The following is a 6497-nucleotide window of genomic DNA, read 5'->3' on the forward strand; positions in this document are numbered from 1 at the left end:
AGGCGGGAATACATCCGGGTTAACTCTGAGCGCATCCGCCAGAGTTCCACCTTTCTCTACATATGTACGCGCATCTGCTATGGCCTTTCTCAGTGTCTTGTTCTCAATCTGATCCCCCATCAGCTCCAGTGCGGATATGATGGTAACACCGGCCTTGATGACCGCCGAGAACTGTTTACAGAATACACCCAGGTCTCTTGACTTGACCTTCTTCTTAAATCCTATACCCCCGAGCGGGCTGCTCTGCTCCGTCAGACTCATGATCGAGTAGCCTTCTGACTTCAGCTTCTTCTCAGCACCGTCTCTGTTAGGGGCCTCGATGGTACCTTTTTTATTCTTACCATCTCTGTCAACAACCTTGTAATTAAATACTGCCATTGTCTCTCCTCCGACCCAATCTTAATATTCTTACGTTTTCATGTATCTGCACTTTAAAAGCGCAATAATGCAACATAAATTATATGTAAAATATCTTACTATACCACACAGATTTAATCAACATTTAATTATTTGCACGTTATTTTTTAGACAATGTGCACAATGCGGCTTGGTTATTATACCACATTTTTCCATATGGCAATCGATTATTCCATATATCTTACTGTCCGTTGATCTTCTTTCTCAGGTACTGCTGATCCTGTGCGTATGTCATGGCAACCTCTCTTGTGACGGTCCCTGAAGCATACAGCTCATACAATGCATCGTCCATAGTGATCATACCTAAGGCTCTGCTTGTCTGGATAGTTGACTGGATCTGATGAGTCTTGGCTTCTCGTATCAGACTTCGTTATAGCAGGTGATGCAAGCATTACCTCGAAGGCTGCAACTCGTCCGTTGCCGCTCGCTATAGGAAGAAGCGACTGTGAGATAACTCCCTCAAGAACCATCGCGAGCTGAACTCTTACCTGCTGCTGCTGGTTTGTAGGGAAGATATCTATGATACGATCGATGGTACTTGCCGCACCGATTGTATGCAGTGTGGAGAATACCAAGTGTCCTGTCTCGGCAGCGGTTATGGCTGTGGAGATAGTCTCAAGATCTCGCATCTCTCCTACGAGGATGATATCAGGATCCTCACGGAGTGCTGCACGAAGTGCATTTGCATAGCTGAGTGTATCCATACCAACCTCTCGCTGGTTAACTATTGCCTTATTGTGATGGTGAATGTACTCTATAGGATCCTCAAGTGTGATGATGTGATCCGTAAGGTTCTCATTCGCCTTGTTTATAATAGATGCAAGTGTGGTTGACTTACCAGAACCTGTAGGTCCTGTTACGAGAACCAGACCTCTCTTTCTCTTGTAGAGCTCAACAACCTCCCTTGGAATACCAAGCTGGTCAGGTCTTGGGATCTGTGTCTCAACTCGTCTGTACGCTGCTGCCATGTTTCCCTTGTCCATGAATACATTGACACGGAAACGTCCGGTCTCAGGTGAATCGAATGAGAAATCGACCTCTCCTCTGTCCTGAAGTATGGCCTTATGCCTGTCCTTCATAGTAGATCCAATTGCCTCTGCCGCATCAGCAGGTGACAGTGCCGGAACCTCAACCTCGGTGAGCTTACCGTTGATTCTGAGCTTAGGTGGTATACCTACAGCTATATGAACATCTGACGCCTTTGCTTCTACAGAGAAGGCAAGTAATTCCTTCATGTCTAACATAACTTGTCCCTTCCTTTCCCTTTTGCATTAATAATTACAATTTATATATAATCTCATTATATATCTCTTATATCTTACAGCTCTCCCATGTCCACTCCCTCGGCCACGGTCACTGTACTGTGAACAATCTTGTTCATCTCTGCTATGGATGTGATACCATCAAGAACGTGCTTGGCAGCTCCCATCTTCAGTGTGAGCATTCCTTCCTTGAGGGCCTGCTTCTCAATGACATCCGCTGTAGCTCCGGAAGCGATAACAGCCTGAAGCTCTCTTGATACAGGCATCATCTCGTATACACCGATTCGTCCTGAATAGCCTGTGTCGTTACACAGTGGGCATCCCTGTGGCTCGTAGATGATGACATCCTCCTCGTCAGCCGGAACACCGAGCTGAACTCTCTCATCATCCTCCACAAGTCTTGGCTGCTTACATGTGGTACAAAGTCTTCGCACAAGTCTCTGTGCAATAACTCCAACAACAGCATCACCGGCGATGTATGACTCAATACCCATATCGATAAGACGGGTGATGGTCGAAGCCGCTGAGTTAGTATGCAGTGTCGATACAACCAAATGTCCTGTGATAGCGGCCTGTACGGCGATTCCTGCTGTCTCACCGTCTCGGATCTCTCCTATCATGATGATATCCGGATCCTGACGAAGGATAGATCTGAGGGCTGCCGCGAAAGTCATGTCCGCTTTGTTATTAACCTGCACCTGATTGATACCGTTGATGTTCGCCTCGACAGGGTCCTCAACGGTGATGATATTAACATCCTCTGTGTTAAGCTCACTGAGTGATGTGTACAGTGTAGTTGATTTTCCTGATCCTGTAGGTCCCGTTACAAGGATGATACCATGTGGGTTGCTGAGGATATTATCGAAAACCTTCTCCTGCTCTGCATCGAAACCAAGGGCACTCTTCGGTTTTGTCAGACCGTCCTTGGATGTAAGTCTCATAACCGTCTTCTCTCCGAAAACTGTTGGAAGGATAGAAACACGGACATCAAACTCTCTTCTGTCAACCATGATGGTGATACGACCATCCTGTGGTTTTCTCTTCTCTGCTATATCCATACCGCCTATGATCTTGATACGGGCTGTGATACCTGCCAGTATGCTGAGGTCGTATGACATAACCTGCTTAAGTGCACCATCTATTCTGTATCTGACTCTGACGCTGTTCTCCAGAGCCTCTATATGTATATCTGACGCTCTCTGTCTTACTCCGCCTTCGATGATCTGCTTAACCAGAAGTACGATAGGGGAATTATCGATTTCTTCGTTGCCCTCTTCCTCGTCGCCTCCGCCGAGCACATTCTGCTGCTCCTGTCTGTAGGCCTCAGCAGCCTCCATAGCCTGAGCGCTTCCGTAATACTTGTCTATGGCATTCCTGATTCCCTCCTCAGATGCGAGCATCGGCTCTACCTGAAGATTTGTCACAAGACCAATATCGTCCATGGCCATGATATCCATTGGATCTGCCATGGCTACCTTGAGGATGTTCGGGTTATCAGGATCTATCTCTATAGGTATGGCCTGATACTTGGTGACCATGTTCTCAGGCACCATGTGTATAACCTTCTCCTCGATCTTAGCTCCCTTGAGCTCTATGTAGTCAATTCCCAACTGGGTTGTAAGTACCGTAATCAGCATGTCGTTACTTATAAATCCCAGATCAACCAGGGCGTTACCAAGCTTTCTGCCGGTCTCCTTCTGCTTTGCAAGTCCTTCCTGAAGCTGTTCCTCCGTGATAGCCCCCGCTGCTACAAGGACATCTCCAATTCTGATCTTCTTACGTCCCACGCTTAATCGCATTCTCTAAATACCCTCCTCACGTCTCTCGCAATTCTACGCACAGGCAGAATTATCCAAATACCTAAAGCGTATTATATCACAGTATTTTCACATTTTAAACATTTTGTACATATTTAGATACATTTTTTTGCACTTTTATCGGATTTTTGCTTTTTTACAGGGTGGATAGGCACTATTTCTGCACAATAAACATATTATATAAGCAAGCTGACTGTACTAATTGTAAAATAGCCCGTCCAGCAAATGTACAGCCGGTACAATCAATTTACGGGAGCAGTTCATATATGGAAGCGTTTAAAAACCCACTAACTCCCGAAGAAGAGAAAAAATATATTGCGCTGTGCCTGTCCGGCGACAAGGCTGCCCGCAGCATTCTGATAGAGTACAATCTCCGTCTGGTCGCCCACATATCCAGAAAGTACAATTCCGCCGTGAGGGATCCCGAGGATCTTCTGTCCATAGGCACGATAGGTCTCATCAAAGCCATAGACAGCTACAAGCCCGACAAAGGCTGTAAGCTGTCAGGTTATGCCGCCAAATGTATCGAAAACGAGCTTCTCATGACTCTCCGCCACGAGAAGAAGAAGGCGCGTGAGGTCTCGATCTACGATCCCATCGGCACTGATAAAGAGGGTAACGAGATCGTCATCCTTGACATCATAGGTTCGGAGAACGTCAACGTTCTGGACAAAATGATACAGGACGACCACCTGTGCCTGCTTCCCTCCTGCATATCATCGCTCCTCTCATCCAGGGAGAGGGAGATCATATGTATGCGCTACGGTCTTGACGGGCAGTCACCTCTCACCCAAAAGGAGGTAGCCAGGATGCTCGGAATCTCCAGGTCATATGTATCGCGCATAGAGAAAAAGGCTCTTGGCAAATTAAGAGGATGCCTGGATTGACATCCAGACATCCTTATGATCACTCTTTTCTTCTCAGTATAATACCGGTCTCAAGCTCCTTATCAAGCTTCACCCTCAATTTCTGCTTTGGATGTGGCGCAGAGTCCATGCTGTTTTCTTTCTCGTCGTATATCGCCTGAACCTCGCACTCTATATTTGTTCCATCAAAGCCCATGGCTTCAAGCTTCTCTCCCACCAGGAACTTATTCTTCTGCTCAAAGCATACACAGCCATCCGGGGTAACCTCTCTCACAGTTCCAATATACGTATAGTTTTTTACATATGTGTTGCTATCATATATCTGTGATTCTGAGTCTGTCTTCCCGAAATAAAATCCCGTTGTGAACTGCCTGTATGTGCATTTGGCTATCTCTCTCTTGTAGTATTCCATGTTTGCTCTGTACTTCTCTTCTGACTCCATATAATCATCTATGGCTTTTCTGTAGGTTCTGGCAACGGTCGCCACATACAGAGCCGTCTTCATACGTCCCTCTATCTTGAAGCTGTCTATTCCGGCTTCCATCATCTCCGGGATGTACTCTATCATGCACAGATCCTTGGAGTTAAATATATATGTTCCTCTGTCGTCCTCGTTGACAGTCATATACTCTCCCGGTCTGGTCTCCTCGACGATGGAATACTTCCATCTGCACGGATGGGTGCACGCACCATGATTCGCATCCCTGCCTGTGAAGTAGTTGCTGAGAAGGCATCTTCCTGAATATGATATGCACATAGCGCCATGGATAAATGACTCTATCTCCATATCGTCCGGTATGTTTGCTCTTATCTGTGATATCTCCGCAAGGGACAGTTCTCTGGCAGACACAACCCGCTTTATGCCGTGGTCATACCAGAACTTGTATGTCATGTAGTTCGTGTTGTTAGCCTGTGTGCTTATGTGTAATTCCATATCCGGCATAGTCTCCCGAGCTATGGTAAACACACCCGGATCGGATACAAGAACAGCGTCCACACCTGTATCTTTCAGCTCGCCAAAATAAGCTCTTATTCCATCCAGATCATAGTTGTGTGCAAATATATTGGCTGTCACATACACCTTAGCATTATGTGCATGGGCATATTCCACGCCCTGTTTCATCTCTTCTATGGAAAAGTTGTCTGCTTTCGCTCTGAGGCCAAATGCCTGTCCGCCTATATACACTGCGTCAGCTCCATAGTCCACGGCCACCTTGAGCGTGTCCAGTCCGCCCGCCGGGACAAGAAGCTCTGGTTTCTTATCTCTCATATCGTTTCCTCCAACCATTTTTCGTTTATTTCCTGATACTAAGGCTCATTCCATCCCCTATATTGAGTATGGCCGTCTCCAAATGTTCATTGTGGGTGAGCTCGTACAGGTATTCTCTCATCCTTGAATGTATCGTTCTGTTTCTTCTGGTAACTGCAAATCTGCTCTCAAGGACATCTCCGTCCTGAAGCACGTTGTCGCAGAGCAATACCCCCTTCGGAGCTAGCAGCCGTATAGCCTCCGTGAAAAAATTGCCATACTGACCCTTAGCTGCATCCATGAACACCATATCATAGTTTTCTGTCATACCCGGTAATATCTCCAGTGCATCGCCCTCAAGCAGGGTGATCTTGTCTGAAGCCCCGGCTCTGACTATATTCTTCTTCGCCTCTTCTATTCTCGGCTGATAATTCTCTATAGTTGTTATATGTGCGTCATCATCCAGAAATCTACTCATAAAAATGGCAGAAAAGCCAACGGCTGAACCTATCTCAAGAATCTTCTTCGGCCTGTTCATAAGAATCAACATCTTGATGAACTCTCCGGCCTCTCGTCTTATGATAGGTACCCTGTTCTCTTCTGCCTCTCTTCTGATCGAGGTCACAACCTCATCGTAGTCTGTATTGAAGGAATTGATAAATGACGCAAGTCTTTCATCACATACCATAATTATCCTCTCTGTCTATTCCTCGGCACTGTCCTCACCGGAGGAATCATCACTGCTGTCTCCGTTGCTATCCCCCGAGGAACTCTTGCCATTTCCCGTTATGATCTCTATTATCTCCTGATTTGTATCGCTCGGTGCTATCTGATATGTACCAGGCTGGATATCATCTGCATATCCGCCTATTCTGACCTTCAGTAT

At 46.3% G+C, this 6497-nt stretch carries 6 protein-coding genes and 1 pseudogene; 1 reads left to right on the forward strand and 6 read right to left on the reverse strand.

Annotated features, from left to right (window positions below):
- The 3 genes and pseudogenes from CCU_RS00205 to CCU_RS00215 all read right to left on the reverse strand — a co-directional run.
- The coding region (locus CCU_RS00205) for a type II secretion system F family protein (RefSeq protein ID WP_208895856.1) at positions 1-378 on the reverse strand (378 nt) is incomplete at its 3' end.
- Between the two features lie 220 nt (positions 379-598).
- Positions 599-1661, reverse strand: a pseudogene (locus tag CCU_RS00210) (type IV pilus twitching motility protein PilT).
- A gap of 74 nt (positions 1662-1735) precedes the next feature.
- Complete coding sequence (locus tag CCU_RS00215) at positions 1736-3478, reverse strand: GspE/PulE family protein (RefSeq protein ID WP_015533121.1); 1743 nt, start codon at positions 3476-3478, stop codon at positions 1736-1738.
- Between the two features lie 284 nt (positions 3479-3762).
- Here CCU_RS00215 and sigK point away from each other — a divergent pair, with 284 nt between their 5' ends.
- Positions 3763-4383, forward strand: a complete 621-nt coding sequence (gene sigK, locus CCU_RS00220; protein ID WP_015533122.1) for an RNA polymerase sporulation sigma factor SigK — start codon at positions 3763-3765, stop codon at positions 4381-4383.
- 19 nt (positions 4384-4402) lie between these two features.
- Here sigK and CCU_RS00225 read toward each other — a convergent pair whose 3' ends face one another.
- From CCU_RS00225 to CCU_RS00235, 3 genes are all read right to left on the reverse strand, one after another.
- The gene (locus CCU_RS00225) at positions 4403-5632 is read right to left on the reverse strand and encodes a peptidase U32 family protein (protein ID WP_055144916.1); all 1230 of its coding nucleotides are present in this window, start codon (positions 5630-5632) and stop codon (positions 4403-4405) included.
- 25 nt (positions 5633-5657) lie between these two features.
- Positions 5658-6299, reverse strand: coding sequence for an O-methyltransferase (locus CCU_RS00230; protein WP_015533124.1), 642 nt, complete (start codon positions 6297-6299; stop codon positions 5658-5660).
- Between the two features lie 15 nt (positions 6300-6314).
- On the reverse strand, positions 6315-6497 hold a 183-nt coding region (locus CCU_RS00235), incomplete at its 5' end, for a hypothetical protein (protein ID WP_208895857.1).

Origin of the sequence: Coprococcus sp. ART55/1, assembly GCF_000210595.1 — a bacterium.
GTDB lineage: Bacteria > Bacillota > Clostridia > Lachnospirales > Lachnospiraceae > Coprococcus > Coprococcus aceti.

What these genes read in the sequence shown, in the direction of transcription:
- CCU_RS00225 (WP_055144916.1), bottom strand. Translation starts at nt 5,632, where the DNA reads ATGAGAGATAAGAAACCAGAGCTTCTTGTCCCGGCGGGCGGACTGGAC.
- CCU_RS00215 (WP_015533121.1), bottom strand. Translation starts at nt 3,478, where the DNA reads ATGCGATTAAGCGTGGGACGTAAGAAGATCAGAATTGGAGATGTCCTT.
- CCU_RS00230 (WP_015533124.1), bottom strand. Translation starts at nt 6,299, where the DNA reads ATGGTATGTGATGAAAGACTTGCGTCATTTATCAATTCCTTCAATACA.
- sigK (WP_015533122.1), top strand. Translation starts at nt 3,763, where the DNA reads ATGGAAGCGTTTAAAAACCCACTAACTCCCGAAGAAGAGAAAAAATAT.